This is a genomic window from Oligosphaera ethanolica, from assembly GCF_030814695.1.
GTDB lineage: Bacteria > Verrucomicrobiota > Lentisphaeria > Oligosphaerales > Oligosphaeraceae > Oligosphaera > Oligosphaera ethanolica.
The window spans coordinates 4244560-4261395 of record NZ_JAUSVL010000001.1 but is presented as its reverse complement, the minus strand read 5'-3'; the positions used below and the strand labels follow the sequence as shown (position 1 = coordinate 4261395).

Here is a 16836-nt window from a genome sequence, read left to right as displayed (position 1 = left end):
CCCCGCAAGCCCATACCCAGGCGCGCGTGGGCCGTTTCACATGCAGGCCCCAGCACGCAGAAAGCACGTAGCATGCCCGAACTGCCCGAAGTCGAAACCGTGCGCCGGCACCTGGCCGGCGCGCTCATCGGCACCAGCATCGCCAGCGCCGAAAGCTGCGGCAAGCTCCGCCGCGGCACCGGCAGCGACGAGCTCGACGCGTTCTGCCGCCAGCGCCGCATCATCGCCGTCCGCCGCCGGGCCAAGTACCTCCTGATGCTTTTCGCCGAAGGCGACGGCCTGATCATCCACCTGGGCATGACGGGCTATTTTGTCCTCGCCGCCAACCCTGACGACAGCTGTGGCGCCAAGCACGTGCGCGCCCGCTGGGTCCTCACCGACGGCCGCGTCCTGCGCTTCTGCGACCCGCGGCGCTTCGGCCAGATCAGGCTCTGCCCGGGGCGATACTTTCGCCGTTGGCCGGCGGCGCTGGCCGCGTTGGGGCCGGAGCCACTGTCAAGCCAGTTCAATGCGGCCTGGCTCTTCGCGGCCAGCCGGGGCCGGCGTTGCCCCATCAAGGCGCTCATCATGGACCAACAGCAGGTCGTCGGCGTGGGCAATATCTACGCCAGCGAAGCGCTATTCCGCGCCGGTATTGCGCCACAGTCGCCGGCGCAGAACCTGGACGAAGAACAGTGCGGACGGCTGGCCCGGGCCATCCGCAAAGTGCTACGGGAAGCCATCGCCGCCGGCGGCACGACCATCAGCGACTTCAGAACCCTCGATGGCAGTGAAGGTGGCTTCGCCGTCAAGCTGCGGGTCTATCCCATCTTTCTCACTTTTGCCCCCTTTTTGAGGCTGGGAAGGCACAACAAAATTTTCACATCTCCCCCTTGAGTCATGAATGAACGGGGCGTTTAGGCCTCACCAGCCGGCGACGACTCCACGACCACTTTCCGTACTGGCAGCGCGCTCACGTCTATGCCGAGAGCGCTGTAGATCATTTTCTGCCTTTCGTCGGGCTTTCCTGGGCGCCGGACGTGATATTTCCTTCCATTGCGGCAAGGAAGGTTGATGGTCGTGTAGCAATGGGTCTGCAGCAGCCTGCGGACTTCCTGGTACGTGCAGTCCACGCCAGCCAGCTTCAGGGAATACTCTATCCAACGCAATAGGTGATAGGCGAGCACGGTGATCCAGATGTGTGCATCGCACCGGTCTTCTTTCCAGTGATAAAACGGACGTAACCCCAGTTCCCCCTTGAGGAGGTGGAAGGCCGTTTCAACCCGCGTCAGCATGATGTAGATGAGCCATATTTCGTCATTTGACAGGTCTTTGCGGCTTGTCCTCAGGTGATAGCATCCATGCAGGCTGGCGTCCTCCTGGTATTTATCCTCGTCCCTGGTCCAGGATAGAAGCTGCTGGTCCTCATTGTATCTGACGGTATAAAACTTGGAGGCCCTGGTATATCGCGACGCTATTTTCCCAATGCACCTGTCCACGTTTGCCCGCCCTCCGCTGCTGTCCAAGTGCAGTTTCCCGTCCTTCTTCTCAATTCTTCCGGCCAGCTTTCGCAGCGCCTCAAGGTATCGTTCTTCCGTCTTGCTGACTATCGCGTCTTCTTTTGCCTTTCGGTCTTCGCTTCGGCAAAGCAGGACAACCTCCCCCTCGCCCCATATGCGCTTCACGAAGACCGGCTTTTTGTCGTCGCGCCCCTTGACGGTTTGGAAGGCCTCCCGCCGCTTGAAGTCCTCGGCAAAATTCTGGCGTGTCGTTCGTTTGCCATTCACCACATAGTCGTAGTTGTTCTCCAGCAGGGTCTTGAGGTTGGCTTGAGTGGCAATGCCGCCATCCAACACCACGGTCGGACGTCTTGTGTCACCAGTCTCCCTTTGCAGCGAAGACACGATGTCCAGAATGGTCTTGCTATCACTGGTGTTTCCGGGAAAGACCTTGTGCACGACAGGAAAACCCTCCGCGTTGAGGACAAGACCAACCGAAAGCAAGGGACAGTCCGTTCGCTTCTCCTTGCTGTTGGCACTTCGCTTGGCCTTGGGATTTTCCGTGCAGCCGCCCTCAAAATAGCTATTGGTCAGGTCATACAGAAAAATTGTGTTTCCCAAGTTGAACAGGTTTTCCTCGCGCGCCCGCAAGTGCCTGGTGAGCTCAACACTATGCTCAAGCAGATCATCGCCAGCTCTGTAGAAAATTTCCTTGCCGTAAAAGCCAAACGTGTCATTGAGAAGTTCGTCCATGGCCACGGTCTGCAGCCACGACGGAAGTTCGTGCTCGCTGCATGGCTCGACAAGGCGGTTGAAAACGCATGCCTGCGCGGCGTGTATGCGTCGGGCTGGCATGCCTCGCGACGCAAGGAAGTCCGACAGGCCAAGGCTTTCCCACGCCCGCTTGAGCGGCAGCAGAACGCCAATCTGCCTGGTGTCCTCGTGGCTGACCTCATCAAGAAGTACGCCGTCGGCGATGCCGCCGACCGGTACATTCCTTGTGACGCTGCTCCTGACAAGATCAAGCTTGCCTTCGGATTTCATCTTGTCAATGATCAGGTCCGACCAGGACGCCACTTCTGGCTTCATGGGCAGAAGCGACTGCTGACCGGAAACAATGGCTTCGATGTTATGGGCGATCTCGCGACGGAACACGTCGGGTATGACGCATCCCCCAAGAGACAAGAGAACCTGCTGGCGCACCTTGCCGTCAAGTCCGCGACTACCGCGGACCAACTGAAGAAGGAGAGTGCCGTTGGTGCTTGTCTTTTCGCGAAAATACATTTTGTGCCTTTGCAGTGAAGGTTTCTAGTATGTATTCGCAAATAGACTAGCAATAAGATTAAAAAGTTCAAGCTATAACAGCACATTGAAAAGGCACAACAAAAGCGCTTCCGCCCACCCCTACGCACAGCGTCAGCGGGCCGGGGGCCGGTCTCACGCAGGAAAACTTTTTTTGAATAAAATCAAGTGAGAAAGATGGGCTATGACCGCGCAGGCGAAGTCTGCCGGCGCTGTGGCACGATCATTGAACGGACGGTGATCGGCGGCCGCTCAAGCTTCTTCTGCCCGAAATGCCAGCCCGTGGCGTCGGCGGTGACGCCGCCGGCCAGCCCCAAAAAGCGCTGATCAGAGAAGCGCCCGCAGGCGTTCAGCGATGGCGGCGGCCGTCAGCCCATAGCGTTCGCGCAACCCGGCCGGGCTGCCCCAGCCGAGGACCTCGTTGGGCCAGCCCAGCTTCTCTATCCGCCCACTGGCATGACCCGCGAAAAACTCTTTGGCAATGCTGCCGAAGCCGCTGGCAATATTGTGGTCTTCCAAGGTGACCACGCGCATACCGTCATCGAGCTGTTGACGCATCAAGGCCTCATCGAAGGGCATGACAAAACGGGTGTTGACCACGGTGATGGGCACGCCCTGCTCTGCCAGGATATCAGCCGCGGCCAGCGCCGTCTGTACTTCCCGGCCGACGGCCCACAGCGCCAGGCGGCCCCCTCGGCGCAGCACTTCCGCGCGCCCCCAGGCGTAGTCGGCGTGGGAGTCCGCGAGGGCGCTGGCTGACCCGGCCGGATAGCGCAGGATCACCGCGTGCTGTCGCGTCAGGGCCAGAGCCAACATCGCCTGCAGTTCCTCGGCATCGCAGGGCTGCAGCACGGCCAGATTCGGCAGCGTCCGCCAGAAGGCCAGGTCCTGGATGCCGTGGTGCGTCGGCCCGTCCTGAACCACGCCGGCGCGGTCCAAACAAAGCAGTACTGGCAATTTCTGCAGGCAGACGTCATGAAAAACGTAGTCCATCGCCCGCTGGGAGAAACTGGCATATACGGCGAAGACCGGCCGCCGCCCGCCGGCCGCCAGCCCGGCGGCAAAAGCAACGGCATGCCCCTCGGAGATGCCCACGTCAAAAAATGACTCAGGGTAGTTCTGGCTGAAATCGAGCAGGCCGGTGCCCTCGGGCATGCCCGCAGTAATAGCCAACAGCTGCGGGTCGTCCGCCCGCAACGCCTGTAACGCCTGCCCGAAGGCCGTGGAAAACGTCGGCCCGGCGTTCTTTTTGGTCGGCTTGGCATTACTCTGATCGAATGCCGGGGTGCTATGGTAGCAGGCCGGGTTTTGTTCCGCAGCGGGGTAGCCTTTGCCCTTGGTCGTCAGCACATGCAACAACAGCGGCTGGCGCAAATGCTTGATGCGCTGGAAAGTCCGGACCAGCTCAGGCAAGTCGTGCCCGTCCAAAGGCCCGAAGTAGCGCAAGCCGAGCTCCTCGAAGATCGCGCTGGGAACCAGCAGGTATTTGGTCGCGCCCTCCAGATGGCTGATCCAACCCTTCAGGCGCCGGCCCGCAAAAGGCACCCGCAGCAGGGCATTGCGGCAAAAGGCCTTGAAGCTGTTGTAACTCTTCGTTGAGATCACCCGGCTCAAACAACGGGAAAAGGCGCCGACGTTGGGCGATATGGACATCTTGTTGTCATTGAGGACGAGAATGAAGTCCTTGGTCGTTACCGAGATGTTGTTCAGCCCCTCGAAGGAACTACCGCAGCCGAGGGCGCCATCGCCCAGAATGGTCACGACTTTGCGGTGACCGTGCGCGTTGTCCCGCGCGGCGGCCAGGCCCAGCGCCGCCGAGATGCCCGTGCCGCTGTGCCCCGTGCCAAAGCAGTCGTAGGGGCTCTCCGCGCGCAACGGAAAACCGCAGCAGCCGTCGGCTTGGCGCAGCTGCTGAAAACGCTCGCCCCGCCCCGTCAGTAGCTTGTGCACATAACACTGGTGGCCGGTGTCGAACACCAGCGCGTCTTGGGCAAAATCAAAGACGTAATGCAGCGCCAGCACCAACTCGACCACCCCGAGATTGGATGCCAAGTGGCCGCCATGGCGGGATACCACTGCCAGTAATTCCTGGCGAATCTCGGCGGCCAGGGCCGGCAACGCGTCAACCGGCAACTTCTTCAAGTCGTGGGGGCTATGGATGGTTTCAAGCATAATGGTGGTTGGCAGTCCTCGTCAACAGGCAAAAGGCAGTGGCAAAAAAACGCTGCGGCGGGGCAAGCCCCGCTGGTGCCGCCGGGCGACGCCAGTGGTCGGCGGCGCCCTGGCGTGTCGGGTTTAGACCTTCCTCACGCCATCGACGAAGACGGCCCGCACCGCATAATCGTCGTCAAGCACGGTAATATCGGCGGCGTAGCCCTTTTCCAACCGTCCGAGGCCCTTGATTCCCAGTGACTCGGCCTGGTTAAGCGAGGTCGTCCGGATCAACTCGCAGAGGGGCTTGCCGGTGACTTCGGCGATATTCTTGAGCGCGACATTGAAGCGCAGGGTGCTGCCAGCCAGCGCGCCATTGAATTCCAGCCTCGCGGCGCCGTCCTTGACCACCACCGCCAGCCCGCCGAGGTGGTAGTTGCCGTCCTGGAGCCCCGTAGCCTCCATGGCGTCAGTCATCAGCAGGATCTTCGCAATGGGCTTGACCTTGAAGGCCAGCCGGATCATCTCGGGGCAGAGATGTATTTTGTCGCAGATCATTTCGATGGCCACGTCGTCGTCATAGAGACCGGCGCCGACCATGCCGACTTCGCGATGATGCAGCTTGGTCATCTGATTGCAGAAGTGGGTCAAGCGTTTGAGGCCGCGTTGCCGGCCAGCCTGGAATTGCGCGTAGGTGGCGTTGGTGTGACCGCAGCTCGGACAGATGCCGGCGGCCACCAGCTGTTCGGTCAGTTCCAGACTGCCGGCCATTTCTACGGCGTAGGTGACCAGCGACACCGGCGAAATCTCGCACAGCCGCAACACTTCCTTCATGTCGGGCTTGCGAACGTAGGCGGGGTTCTGCGCACCAATACACTCGGGATTGATGAAGGGCCCCTCCAAATGCGTGCCGAGTATCTTCGCGTGGCTGGGCGAACGGCGGTATGCCTCAATGTTGCGCAGGCTCTTCGCCAGCATCTCCTCGGACAGCGTCAGCGTTGTCGGGCACATGGAGGTCACGCCCTCCCGCAACTTGGCCTCGGCGATGATCGGCATAGCCGCCGGATCTTCACTGGTGACGTCGTGCCCCATGCCACCGTGGCAATGCGTGTCGATGAAGCCCGGCACCACGCGCATGCCCTGGGCATCGTAGGTCTCGGAACAGGCAGGAAGGGCCTTCCCGGCGGGGATCACCCGCTTGATCTTAGCGCCGGCTATCTCAAGTGCCGCATCGGGCAGATCCACATCGGGGGAAATCACGTGGGCATGCTGGATTAACAGTGACATCTCGTCCTCCTTGCTTATTCTTCGGTCTGGCCGAGCCGGCGCCATTCGCCGCAAGTCAACCAGACAGGTCCCGGCGGGAGCGCTTTGTCAGACATCATCTACACTAACGCTCACCGACCTTCTTGCCTTTGCGGGCTTTGGGTAAAAAGACGGTGAATTCGGTTCCCTGGCCGACTTGGCTTTTTACATCCAGCCAGCCTTGGTGGTGGGTGACACAGCCATAGACCATCGCCAGCCCCATGCCGGTTCCTTTGTGCGGGCCTTTGGTGGTGAAAAAGGGATCGAAAATATGGCCGACCAAGGCCGGGGGGATGCCGCAGCCATTGTCGCGCACTTTGATGCAGACGAAATCGCCGGCTTTCGCGTCGCGCTGGGGCCGCTTGTCCCATTCCGGCATGTCTTCGTGAGCCTGTTCCGCGCGCAAGACGATGCGCTTCTCGCCGCTGAGTTCGGCCACGGCGTCCTTGCTGTTGAAAAGTAGGTTGAGGATGATCTGTTGCAACTGCGCGGCATCGCCGTAGATCATCATCGGCTCGGGGTCGAGCAGAGTCTTGAAGGCGATCCCCTTGGCGGTGGTATTGAACAGCGTTCCGGCCTGGGTGATCAATGCACTCAGGTCCAGCAGCTCTTCCTGAAATTTGCCTCTGCGGGCGAAACCGAGCAGCTGGCTGGTCAACTCGGCCGCACGCTTGCTGGCCGCGTCGATATTGCCAAGCATGGCTCGTGACGCCGGGGTGAGGTCCTGCCGGCTGAGCATCTCAATGCTGCCGAGGATGCCATGCAGGAGGTTGTTGAAGTCGTGGGCGACGCCGCCGGCGAGCTGCCCAACGGCTTCCAGGCGCTGCGAGTGCATGAGCTGCTCTTCGAGTTTCAGGTGTTCGCGCTCCTTGTCCCGCTGCTCGGTCATGTCGTGCATGATCAGCACCGCCATGGCCTTCTCATTCACCCATGCCTGGGAGAGATTGAAGTCCACGTCGCGGCGGCGGCCATCGGGCAGCAGCAGGGTCATGTTGGTGAACATGACGACTTTTTTGTCCTCGCTACCGCGCCATAACCGCTGCCATTCGTCGTTCCAGACAAAGGGCTTGTCGTTGGCATCGAGGACCTGACTGGCCAGCACGAAGTCCGGCTGTGTCAGCAGCAGATGGAGGGTGGACATGGCGGCCGTGTTGGCATTGAGGACCATGCCGTGCTCGTCAAGCAAAAAAATCAGTTCGCTGCTATTGTCAAAGACCGCCTGGTAACGCCCGGCCCACTCCGCCAGCGATTGCCGCATCTGATTGGTGCTCTGCAAGTGCTTGAAAAGATCAATGACGATGCCGAAAGCGCCAATGCGGCGCTCGATGCGCAAGGCCCGGCCAAGGTGCAGGTAGAGGTAGGTCAAGACGCTAATCCAGGTCACGACCAGACAACGGCCGGCTTCGACGCTCCATGATACATCCGCCGCCTCGTTCCGGCTTAAAAAGCGCACCAGCAACTCCGCTGACATCAGATACATGTTCATGCTCACGAAAAAGCAGAACAGCACCGGCATCTGCCGATTGCGCATGGTCTGATAGAGAATCGGCAGCAGAAAAAAAAGCAGCAGGTGCAGAAAAGTCAGGCCGATCATGCCCTGCTGCAAACTCATGACCAGCATAAACGGGTCGGAATCGTCGTACCACTTGAAACCAGAATCCACGCTGTAATGGCTGAACAACAGGCGGGTCGTAAAGAAAAAACCAATACCCAGCACCATCATGCTGAGGATGAAACGCTGAGCCTCCGTAGTCCCTTCTGTCTCGTAGATCACCAGAAACATGCTCATCACGGGGATGAGCAGCAGGCCGTAGCTGAGGGTGTCCCAGATGTTCGGGGTGACGTCCAAAACCAGCTCGGGAATCCACGTGGCCTGCCCCAGCATGAACAGCGTCCCAAGAACCAGATACAACGGGACAATGCCTATCACCCGCCGCAGGCAGTGCAACATCATCACAAAGACGGCCAACGCCGTCAATTCCAGCAACAAGATTACCAAGGCGCTGAACATGCTCGTCACTGCCCATCTGGGTTATCGCGAAACACACCCCGTGCTGCCCAAATCATGCTGGACGCACACTATGATAACGAAGCGTCAGGACTTGTTGACCGAAATCCCGTCGCCGCCAGCCTGACCACCAGACGACGTCACCACGGCTGCAGCAGTCTTCGCCGCAACTGACGGCAAAGTGCCGCCGTCCTTGGCGCTGGCGTCGGCGGGTTTCTTGTCCCCGTCCTTGGCGCTGGCGTCGGCAGGGGCTTTGTCCCCGTCCTTCGCGCTGGCGTCAGCAGGGGCTTTGTCCCCGTCCTTGGCGCTGGCGTCAGCAGGGGCTTTGTCCCCGTCCTTGGCGCTGGCGTTGGCGGGGGCTTTGTCCCCGTCCTTGGCGCTGGCGTCAGCGGGGGCTTTGTCCCCGTCCTTGGCGCTGGCGTCGGCGGGTTTCTTGTCCCCGCTCGTATCGCTGTCGTTGCGGGTATCAGCGGCGGCATTATCCCGAGCTGTTTCGGCACCGCCATCTTTGTCGGGTAAGTCGTCGCCGTTTGTCTTCGCGGTTGATTTTTGGGGCAGGAGCGTTTTTTTGCCCCGGTCGTTCTTGCCCTTGAGTCCCGCAGCGGGTTTCATGGCAGGTACCATCACCGGCTTGGCAGCGCCGGCTGGCGGTGGCACGGGCGGGGCTTCCGGGGCCGTCGCGTTTGCCTTTTTCTTCAGCATGGCCAGTGCCGTGCGCATGCTGTAAAGGGCAAAGCCCATGAAGGCGGCGGCCACCAGCACTGCCAGCCAGGAGATGATCGCCAGCATACCGCTACTCTTCAGAGCCATGAACAGGGCATAAAAGAGCAGCAGCATCGGCCCATTGAGCCCCAGCAGGCGCCGTTTCTGCTCGCCGGCCAAGTCGTCAATGGCGGTCTTGCGGCTCTCCATCACTTGGCGTTCAAGCACCTTCAGACGATCCTGCATCTGCCGCTCGGCGTCTTTGACCACCTTCTCCGCAGCCTTGTCGGCAGCGAGGCGTTTTTCGGCCAGTTCTTTTTCCAGCTGTTCGCGTTCTTCCTGGCTTTTTTTCATCATCTCGGCCAGCTCGGCTTTTTCCTTGGCCAGTACCGCCGCATTGGCCGGCAGAGCGCCAGTAACGCCGTCCTTGCCGGCAGCGATAAAAGCGTCCGCGCGCTTCTCCTTTTCCACCAGGGCTTTCTGCGCTTCCGCCAGGGCTTTCTCGCCTTCCGTGAGTTTGCTGGCGCGCTGATCAAGCTCGGTCTTCCGGGCGGTCATTTCGCCGAGAGCGACCGTGACCTTCGCGCGCAGAGCGTCCATCTCGTCCTTGGTCTTTTTGCGCAACGCCTCGTTGTCGGCATCGGCCTGGCGTCGTTTTTCCTTCATTTCGGCATCAAGGGCCGCTGCCTTTTCCAGGATCAGCCTCTTGATCTGTTCTTTTTGCTCTTCCAGCTTGCGCTGTTCCTCGACGCACTGGTCGCGGTGTTTCTGCAGCAGCGCAGCCGCATCCGCCTCGGCCTTGGCGCTGATCTCCGCGGCCTTGGCCTTGGCGTCAACAGCCATTTTCTTGATCTGCTCCAGGCAGGCGGCCTCGCCATCGGCGCGTTTCTTGGCCAGTTCTGTAGCCAGCTGCTGCTCGGCCTCGGTCTTCATCTTGGCCACCAATTGCTTGGCCATGGTGATGGCCTGCTGGCGCATCTGCTCGCATTCGTCCCGACCCTTGGCTAGCAACGCCTGCTGCTCATCGGCCGCCTGTTTCAGAATGGACTGCCGCTCCGCCTCGGCTTGTTTGAGCAACTGTAGACGCTCCGCCTCGGCTTGTTTGAGCAGCTGCTGGCGATCCTGCTCAGCCTGCAGGCGCGCCCCCTGTCGGGCCAGCTCCATTTCCTTGGCGGCCTGCTGCCGTGAAGTCTCCACCAGGCGTTCCATCTCCTGTGCCAGCCCCACGCTCGCGCCGACGCTAATCGCCGGGGCCGCCGCATACATGGACGCTGCCACTGTCGGACCGGTCTGCTGCGCCTGAGCCGGCGGTGGCACTGTCGCCGGTCCCGTCTGCTGAGCCGGCGTTGGCGGCACGGCGCCCGTCTGCTGAGCCGGCGTCGCCGACGTCGCCGAAGGCTTGTTCGCGTTGTCAATGACATTCACCGGCCGGGCAATCTTCAGACCGCGCTTGGCACCGGCCACCGTGGCGTTGTTGGTCGCGGCGGGGGTAGCCGCCTCATCACGCGTATCGACGGTCATGGCCGTACGGCATTGTGGGCAATTGAGCTTCGGCACCGGCGCATTCAGAGTCAGCCGGGCGGCGCACTGCGGGCAAATATAGTTCACTGCCATGATGCTATTCCTTTGTTTCGCGCCATCTTCACGACGCGGCTGACTGCCCACCGCGCCGACAGTCAGCACTGGATACTCCTGCTCAAGCCTTGCGCAGGTGGAAGCGGGCCGGGACCTCATTGATATCCACAGCGTGCATGTCAGCACAGTCACCCGCCGTCAATGACAACGCCAGCGTTTCGGCGCAAATATAAGCCGACTCGGCCTCTATCGCCCGGCTCAGCGCCACCGGCGCGCTGTAGCAAATGTGGATGCGGTCCGTGACCTCGAAATGCAGCTCCTTGCGCAGATTCTGCAGTTTGCTGACCACTTCCCGGGCGTTGCCTTCCTGGATCAGCTCAGCGGTCAGTCGGGTGTCGAGGGCAACCGTAATGTCGCCTTCATTGGCGACGCACATGCCTTCCTTCTCCGTGCGTTGGATGAGCACATCGTCCTCACTCAGCGTCAGCGCCGTGCCGTCGGCAAGCGTCAAGGCCAGGGATTCGCCCTGGCGCAGGCTGGCAATATCCGCGCTCGACAACGCCGCGATCGCCGGCATTGCCAACTTCATCTTCGGACCCAGTTTCGGCCCGAGCCGCTTCAGATTGGGCTTCGCGCTCAAAGACACCAGCGACTCTTCGTCGGCCTGCACCAGCACCGCCTTGACATTGAGTTCCTCAGCAACGACCGACGCCATCTGCTCAAGATCAGCGCGCACCGCCGCCTTCGCCGACACCAGCACCGCCGAGGCCAGCGGCTGACGGATCTTCTGGCTGGCCTGCGTCCGCAAAAAGCGCCCCAGCGACACGGCCGACATCGTCCGCGCCATGCGTTCATTGAGCGCCGTGTCCAAATAGGCCGTCTGCACCTCCGGGTAATCGCAGAGATGCACGGACGCCGGCATGGCGTCCGTACGCAAATTGCGGTAGATCGTCTCGGTGATAAAAGGCGTGAAAGGGGCCGCCAGCTGGCAGAGCGTCACCAGCGTGTAATGCAGCGTCGCGTAGGCGTCGCCCTTGTCCGTATCGTTGTCGCTCTTCCAGAAGCGCCGCCGGCTGCGGCGGATATACCAGTTGGTCAGATCGTCAAGAAAACTGGTAAAGCGGGTCGCGCCGCGCTGCAGGTCGTAGTTGTCCAGCGCGCTGCGCACGTCCTGCACCGTCGCACTCAAGCGCGACAGCACCCAGCTGTCCAGCACGTTCTCCGGAGCTGCGGGCGGCGCGGCCTGCCCCGCTGGCGGCACCCAGCCATCCACTCGGGCGTAGGTCACAAAGAAACAATGCGCGTTCCACAGGGGTATCAGCACCGTCCGCATCACTTCGCGCACCGCCACCTCACTAAAGCGCAAATCCTCCGCCCGCACCGCCGGCGATGCCAGCAGACACAGGCGCAACGCGTCCGCGCCGTAACTGTCAATCACCGTCCGCGGGTCAGGATAATTCTTGAGGCGTTTGGACATTTTGCGGCCGTCCTCCGCCAGCACCAAGCCGTTGACCACAACGTTCTTGAAGGCGGGTTTGTCAAAAAGCATGGTCGATATCAGCATGAGAGTATAGAACCAGCCACGAGTCTGGTCGAGCCCCTCGGCAATGAAGTCCGCCGGAAAGGCCCCTTCCACCTTCTCGCGGTTGGCGAAGGGATAGTGATGCTGCGCATAGGGCATGGAACCGCTCTCAAACCAGCAATCGAGGACCTCCGGTGTGCGCCGGTACAGCTTGCCGTCGCGGCGAATCTCAATACAGTCAATGAAATGCTTGTGCAAATCGCTGACCTTCTGCCCCGACAGCGCTTCCAGCTCCGCGATGGAGCCCACGCAGATGGTATCCGCCGGATCCTCGACGTTGATCCACACCGGTATGCAGGACCCCCAGAAACGGTTGCGGCTGATATTCCAGTCCTTCGCTTCGGCCAGCCAGTTCGCAAAACGCTTCTCGCCCACAAAATCGGGCATCCAGCGCGTCTGCGCATTGTTTTTGATCAGGCGCTCGTGTAGGTCTTCCACCTTCACGTACCAGGCGTCAATCGCCCGGTAGATCAAGGGCGTATCCGTACGCTCGCAGAAGGGATAGCTGTGCACAATCGTCGACTGTTGCACCAGCTTGCCATGCTGCTTCAACATGCGGATGATGGCCTTGTCGGCCTCCTTGCAGTTCACGCCGGCGAAATCCGCCACCACCGGCAGAAAATTCGCGTCGTCGTCCAGCGGATCAACCAGCTCGATGTTCGCCGCCCGGCAGACCCGGTAGTCATCTTCGCCGTAGGCCGGCGCCTGATGGACAATGCCCGTGCCGTCCGTCGTCGTCACATAACCGTCGCTCAAAATGCAGAAGGCGTTGGCATGGCCGGCAAAATAGGGGAAGATCGGCTCGTAATGGCAGCCGACCAGCTCGGCGCCCGCGCACTCGTGCAGCACTGTGTACTCGCTCTCGTGCTTGTAATAGGCCGAAAGCCGCTCCTTGGCCACGATGTACGCGTCGTTGCTGTCGCCGTCCCGCACGACGCAGTAGCGAATGTCGGGCCCGACACAAGCCGCAAGGTTCGCCGGCAGCGTCCACGGCGTGGTCGTCCAGATCAGCACGTAGGTCGTCAGGCCCGCGCAGCCGGGAAAATCCCGGTCCAGTATTTTCATGCGCACGGTCACCGCCGGGTCCTGCACGTCCTGGTAGTTGCTGTTGGCCTCGAAGTTGGACAGCGGCGTATTCAATTTCCAGCTGTAGGGCATGATGCGGTGAGCGCGGTAAATGCGTCCCTGCTCCCAGAGTTGCTTGAAGACCCACCAGATGCTCTCCATGAAGGTGCTGTCCATGGTCTTGTAGCCGTGCTCAAAATCCACCCAGCGGCCCATGCGGTTGACCGTCTGCTGCCACTCTTTCACGTAGCGCAACACCATCGATCGGCACTGCTCGTTGAAGACGTCGACGCCACAGTCGCGAATGGCCGGTGCCCCCGCCAAGCCCAGCTTGTCCTGCGCCAGAGCCTCGATGGGCAGGCCGTGGCAGTCCCAGCCAAACGTGCGCTCGACATAACGGCCACGCATGGTCTGGTAGCGGGGAAACACGTCCTTGATTGTGCCAGCCAGCAAATGGCCGTAGTGGGGCAGGCCCGTCGCGAAGGGCGGGCCGTCGTAGAACACGTAGGGCTGACCACCGCGCCGCTGCTCAAGGGACTGCGCAAAAATCTGCTCATGCTCCCAATAGGCAAGCACCACCTCTTCCATCTTGGCAAAGGACGCATTCGTGTCAACCGCATCAAACATCGTGTTCCGTCTCCTCGGCCCTTATAGCCGGATTCTCAGGGCAGCCATGCTGCCGCGCTCTTGTCATTACTCAGTGTCATGCCCAGCGCCAAGCCTTTGCCCGGCGACAGGCAGATTCACGAAAAAAACGGCCGCGAGGCCGACTCCGACCACTGCTGCCGGCACCTTGCCGCGCCACTCTCAGCAGTTCTCCCAGCGGTCAATCTTCGCAAAGGGTATGCGCATGCGCTGGGTTTCACCGCGCTCGTTCAGGAACTCAACCAGCACCAGCGTCGGCAGAACCTCGACAATTTGCTCCACCCGCAACGCCTGGCCGGCAAAATCAACCGCGAAAGGCCCCGCCGGACTGCCGTCGGCCCGGCGCGAAATCTTCTCAAAGTAGCTCTGCGTCCACTTGGCATGGAAGTCCTTGGCCAGGGCTTCTTCGGCTGCCCGGCGTTCTTCCGCGGCCTTGCGGGCCGCGGCTTCCTCCCGCTCCTTCTGCTTTTTGGCCTCTTCGCGCCGACGGGCGCGCTCGCCCTTGACATCCAGGGCAAAAAGGATCACCACCGGAAAGACCCACGGCAGGAGCAGGCCAAGTAGGAATGCGATCACTGGATTATGACGCCGGCTGGTCGCGATGGACACCGCCCAGAACGCCGACCCCAGGAAGAACACCACCACCAGCACGATGGCGATGATCAACAACGGATCCGTCTCAATCTCGGCCTTCACAAAACGCCGGCTGAGCATCACCGCCGTGTCTTTGCACCAGTAGCCCACGTCCTGCAAAAAATACTTTGCTCTCTGGATGTCATCATTCATAGGCCTGTCCTCATGTACCGCGATGGTCTCGACGCTGTGGACGACTGCCTGCTCAGAAGTCGTTTTTCTCCGGCTTGTCAGTTTCGCGCAGGTAGGAACGAGTGTCCCAAAAAACAAAGATCAGGTAAATCAGAAAAATCAGCATAAAGATACTTTGGAAATCCCAGCCGGGAAGGTCCAGGAATGAATAGACAATGCCCGTGGTCAAGGGCGGTATGCAGCAGTTCAGGCCAACGGCCAGCAGCCCCCCCGGCGAGCTCCGCCATTCGGGATGAAACAGCAGCGACGTGACCACAAAAATCAACACGCAGATGAACACCGGCTTGATCAGCACCAGCGCATAAAAGAGGGCGATGAATGGCGACATCAGAAAGGTCATGGTGCGGGCGTACTCGACCAGCTCGCCCGGAGCCAGGCGCTTACCCTCGCCTGCACCAAGGCGCTCCCCCAACGCCGACAGTTTCTCAGGCGGCAGCAGCGGCACGATCTGAACGCTCTTGCCCTCACGCACCCACATGTCAATGCGCTCGCTGCGCAGGATCAAGCCGCGCTCCTCGCGACCTGCACGCAAAGCCAATGCCGGCGGTTCGGCGCCTGGCGCCAGTATGTCCACCCGCCAGCCATCAGCCGTAATCACCAGCGGCAGCTCAACGTCCGCCGACCAGCGCAGACGTCCATCGTCCAGCCAGAGGTCCCCAAGAACTGACGCGACCTTCCCGGAGATATCCCCGACCAGCGCCACCGTGTCCGGCAGCTTGAATAACATTCGTACCACTCCGCCCAGCGACGCCAACAACAGCAGGACCAGCAGAGCTTTGCCCCAGCGACGTTGTTCACGCACGGATAAAAAGGCAATGTAGGGACGCAAAAACAGCGCCAGCAACACCCGGCGATACGGTACGCGCTCCGCCAGCCACTGGTCATCCGCAATTTTCACTGAATCCTCGTCCTGCATCTATACACATGTCTCTCCAACATCGCCCACGTCAGACACCACCAAGTGCCTACAGCAAGTCAAAAGCCGCCCGCCTCAAGCCAAACCTGGCACTTCAGCGCTGGCGGCTCGCCAGGCGCCGCTGCTCGGCTTTCTCCATGCGCGCCAGAGTCGGCGCGGCGATCTTCTGCTCTTCCGCTGAAATACGGTCGATGAACAACACGCCGTCCAAGTGGTCAATTTCGTGCTGTAAACAGCGACTCAGTAGATGACCACACTCGACCTGCAACTCTTCACCGGCAAGTGACTTCGCCCGCAGGATCACGCGCGCCGGCCGGGTGACCTCGCCAGACACGTCGGGAACACTGAGACAGCCCTCGCCAGCACACTCGGTCTCTGCCGAACTCGACACAATCTCGGGATTGACCAGCGCCAGGGGCATGCGCGGATTCAACAGCGCCTCACCGGGACTCAGCACCGCCGGATCCGAATCATCTTTTTCCGACCGGGTGTCGATCACAATCAGGCGGATGTTCACTCCGACCTGCGGCGCCGCCAAGCCAACACCAACAACCTCGTTCTCCTGCATGGTCACAATCATCCGCTCGGCCAAGGCCACCAACTCGGGGGTGATCGCCGTCACCGGCTCCGAACGCTTGCGCAACGCTGGATGACCGTGGCGCACAATGCGCATGCGCCGAGGCTTCGCTTTTTGCAGAAAATCAAACATCAGCAGTCCTTTATCCAACCGCCGACCAGGGCATGGAAACAATCCGCCCGACCGACAGAATAAACCCAAATCCAGTCCACTATCCGGCTCATGACATACATGACGCGGCCCCCGCGGACCGTCACCAGAACAAACTCATAAGTTAGCCCGTCCCTAGCGATTCGCAAGATCAAAAGACACAATTCCAGACCCGCCACACGCAGCCGCATGGACCCAGTGGACCCAGTGGACCCAGTGGACCCAGTGGACCCAGTGGACCCAGTGGACCCGGTGGACCCAGTGGACACGGTGGACTCGGTGGACCCAGTGGACACGGTGGACTCGGTGGACCCAGTGGACCCAGTGGACCCAGTGGACCCAGTGGACCCAGTGGACCCGGCGGCTGCTGCGCCGAGACGGCGGCGCGCCCAGGAGTCCAACCGGTCCCCAATCAGTCCAATGCGTCGGGAGTCAGTCTCCACGGTCCAGAAAGTCCCCACGATCCAATCCATGGGATCATGCCTCATGAGTCCGTGAGTCCTCGCCCCAGCGCGCGCCGCCGTCAATTAGTCCCATCGGTCCCAGGCGTCCTCT

At 61.0% G+C, this 16836-nt stretch carries 11 protein-coding genes; 2 read left to right on the top strand and 9 right to left on the bottom strand.

Annotation, left to right across the window (positions count from 1 at the left end; translation table 11 throughout):
* Positions 1-72: 72 nt before the first annotated feature.
* Entirely contained in the window at positions 73-876 is an 804-nt protein-coding gene (gene mutM, locus J3R75_RS14885; protein WP_307263060.1) for a bifunctional DNA-formamidopyrimidine glycosylase/DNA-(apurinic or apyrimidinic site) lyase, read from the top strand.
* Positions 877-896: 20 nt separating this feature from the next.
* On the opposite strand, the gene J3R75_RS14880 is transcribed toward mutM, so the two are convergent.
* Positions 897-2522 carry an IS1634 family transposase gene (locus J3R75_RS14880; protein ID WP_442418874.1) on the bottom strand — a complete coding sequence of 542 codons (1626 nt, stop codon included), beginning with the start codon at positions 2520-2522 and terminating at the stop codon, positions 897-899.
* A gap of 435 nt (positions 2523-2957) precedes the next feature.
* On the opposite strand from J3R75_RS14880, the gene J3R75_RS14870 reads away from it, so the two are divergent.
* Positions 2958-3107 (top strand): zinc finger domain-containing protein, encoded by a 150-nt coding sequence (locus J3R75_RS14870; protein ID WP_307263058.1) that lies wholly within the window; start codon positions 2958-2960, stop codon positions 3105-3107.
* On the opposite strand, the gene dxs is transcribed toward J3R75_RS14870, so the two are convergent.
* From dxs to def, 8 genes are all read right to left on the bottom strand, one after another.
* Positions 3108-4952 (bottom strand): 1-deoxy-D-xylulose-5-phosphate synthase, encoded by a 1845-nt coding sequence (dxs, locus tag J3R75_RS14865; protein ID WP_307263054.1) that lies wholly within the window; start codon positions 4950-4952, stop codon positions 3108-3110.
* Positions 4953-5075: 123 nt separating this feature from the next.
* The gene (nagA, locus tag J3R75_RS14860; protein ID WP_307263052.1) at positions 5076-6218 is read right to left on the bottom strand and encodes an N-acetylglucosamine-6-phosphate deacetylase; all 1143 of its coding nucleotides are present in this window, start codon (positions 6216-6218) and stop codon (positions 5076-5078) included.
* 103 nt (positions 6219-6321) lie between these two features.
* Entirely contained in the window at positions 6322-8247 is a 1926-nt protein-coding gene (locus tag J3R75_RS14855) for a two-component system sensor histidine kinase NtrB (protein WP_307263048.1), read from the bottom strand.
* Positions 8248-8331: 84 nt separating this feature from the next.
* Positions 8332-10560, bottom strand: coding sequence for a hypothetical protein (locus J3R75_RS14850; RefSeq protein ID WP_307263046.1), 2229 nt, complete (start codon positions 10558-10560; stop codon positions 8332-8334).
* Positions 10561-10642: 82 nt separating this feature from the next.
* The gene (gene ileS / locus J3R75_RS14845; protein WP_307263045.1) at positions 10643-13795 is read right to left on the bottom strand and encodes an isoleucine--tRNA ligase; all 3153 of its coding nucleotides are present in this window, start codon (positions 13793-13795) and stop codon (positions 10643-10645) included.
* A gap of 180 nt (positions 13796-13975) precedes the next feature.
* Complete coding sequence (locus tag J3R75_RS14840) at positions 13976-14599, bottom strand: hypothetical protein (protein WP_307263044.1); 624 nt, start codon at positions 14597-14599, stop codon at positions 13976-13978.
* A gap of 52 nt (positions 14600-14651) precedes the next feature.
* Positions 14652-15536: a hypothetical protein gene (locus J3R75_RS14835; RefSeq protein ID WP_307263042.1), complete on the bottom strand. Its 885-nt coding sequence runs from the start codon at positions 15534-15536 to the stop codon at positions 14652-14654.
* A 112-nt stretch (positions 15537-15648) separates the two neighbouring features.
* Entirely contained in the window at positions 15649-16263 is a 615-nt protein-coding gene (def, locus tag J3R75_RS14830) for a peptide deformylase (RefSeq protein WP_307263039.1), read from the bottom strand.
* Between the last annotated feature and the right edge of the window lie 573 nt (positions 16264-16836).

Coding starts and splice junctions, on each gene's coding strand:
- J3R75_RS14850 (WP_307263046.1), bottom strand. CDS start 10,560: ATGGCAGTGAACTATATTTGCCCGCAGTGCGCCGCCCGGCTGACTCTG.
- mutM (WP_307263060.1), top strand. CDS start 73: ATGCCCGAACTGCCCGAAGTCGAAACCGTGCGCCGGCACCTGGCCGGC.
- ileS (WP_307263045.1), bottom strand. CDS start 13,795: ATGTTTGATGCGGTTGACACGAATGCGTCCTTTGCCAAGATGGAAGAG.
- J3R75_RS14855 (WP_307263048.1), bottom strand. CDS start 8,247: ATGTTCAGCGCCTTGGTAATCTTGTTGCTGGAATTGACGGCGTTGGCC.
- nagA (WP_307263052.1), bottom strand. CDS start 6,218: ATGTCACTGTTAATCCAGCATGCCCACGTGATTTCCCCCGATGTGGAT.
- dxs (WP_307263054.1), bottom strand. CDS start 4,952: ATGCTTGAAACCATCCATAGCCCCCACGACTTGAAGAAGTTGCCGGTT.
- J3R75_RS14880 (WP_442418874.1), bottom strand. CDS start 2,522: ATGAAATCCGAAGGCAAGCTTGATCTTGTCAGGAGCAGCGTCACAAGG.
- J3R75_RS14870 (WP_307263058.1), top strand. CDS start 2,958: ATGGGCTATGACCGCGCAGGCGAAGTCTGCCGGCGCTGTGGCACGATC.
- J3R75_RS14840 (WP_307263044.1), bottom strand. CDS start 14,599: ATGAATGATGACATCCAGAGAGCAAAGTATTTTTTGCAGGACGTGGGC.
- def (WP_307263039.1), bottom strand. CDS start 16,263: ATGTTTGATTTTCTGCAAAAAGCGAAGCCTCGGCGCATGCGCATTGTG.